Consider the following 1394-nt stretch of genomic DNA (forward strand, 5'->3'; position numbering starts at 1 on the left):
CGTCGCCGCCCGGCACGCGGCGGCCGCGCCCCCGCGCGAGCGCGGCGAGCCGCCCTCCGCTCATCCCAGCCGCCGCGACTACGAAGGAGCGCCGGGACCACCCCGGATGTGACGATGATCGACTACTTGCAAAGCCAGGACCTGGTCTTCTGGCTCCTCGTCCTTGTGATCCCGGTGCTCGTGGTGGTCGCACTGCGCGAGCGCAGCGTGGCCAGAACGCACCGCAGACGCAGTGCCCGCGCGCTCGACCAGCGCCGCGAGCGCGATGCCGCGCTGCGCTGGCTGGCCGAGACGTATCTGCGCCAGATCGAGAATCCGAACGAGGATCCAGGACCGTTCTCACTGCCCAACGACGCCCTGGCCGGTACCGAGTTCGAGCAGACCCTGGCCGTGGTCGCCCAGCGGTTCCACGGCTCCACGATCGACGCACGGGACCGGGCCGACGCCGCGGTCCGTACCGCACTGCAGGCCGTCACCAGCGGATTCCTCTCCCGGACGCTGTCCCAGCAGCGCTCCATCGAGTCGATGGAGCGGCGCTTCGACAATCCGCAGGTCCTGGAATCGCTGATGGAGATCAACCACCAGAACGCGGGTCTGGGCAACTGGGCCCGCACCATCGCCGTGATCTGCGGTGGCACCGTCGGACGCCAGCGCGAACCGGTCACCCTGACCGATGTCGCGCGCGCCGCCGCCGGTGAGATCCACGACTACAAGCGCGTCCAGGTGCGCAGCATGCTCGACGTGAGCGTGCTCTCGCACGCGGTCAACCCCGTCGTCCTCGCCGTCGCCGCGCTCCTCGACAACGCCGCGCGCTACTCGCGTCCGGAGCACGAGATCGAGGTCAATCTGCGCACCGTCCCCAACGGAGCGCTCGTCGTGATCGACGACTACGGCATCGGCATGGGCGAAGCGGAGCGGCGCAGGGCCGTCGAACTCCTCGCCGGTACGTCCCAGATCGAGATCGCGTCGCTCGGCTCGACACCCCAGTTCGGGTTCCGGGTGGTCGGCCTGCTCGCCCACCGCTTCGGCTTCACGGTGAACGTCGACCACAGTCCCTACGGGGGCGTGCGCGCCGTGATCCTGCTGCCACACAGCCTGCTCACCAGCCAGGCCGGGGCCGACACACCACCGGCCGAGGAGACCGGGCAGGCGCCCGTGCCCCGCCCGCGCGCCGGTGAACCCGCCATTGCGCCCCCGGTGCCGGGACAGGGCGGCGTGCGGCACGTACCGCGCCAGCCGCTGGACCCGTCCGTACCGCCGCCGAGCGCCCCCGCGGCCAGGGAACCGGAACGGCCGCGTGCCGTGCCGCCGCCTGCCGTCGCGGAGCCGGGCGGGCATCGCTCCGCACCGCCGCCCGCTGCCGCCGATCCGGCCGGCCCCGGCTCCGTACCGCC

The 1394-nt window shown here is 72.5% G+C and carries 1 protein-coding gene; it reads left to right on the forward strand.

The genetic code is table 11. The features are described 5' to 3' along the window. Window positions 1–114: 114 nt before the first annotated feature. On the forward strand, window positions 115–1394 hold a 1280-nt coding region (locus tag DY218_RS24330), incomplete at its 3' end, for an ATP-binding protein (protein ID WP_147336163.1).

The organism is Streptomyces triticagri (assembly GCF_003429565.1).
Lineage (GTDB): Bacteria > Actinomycetota > Actinomycetes > Streptomycetales > Streptomycetaceae > Streptomyces > Streptomyces triticagri.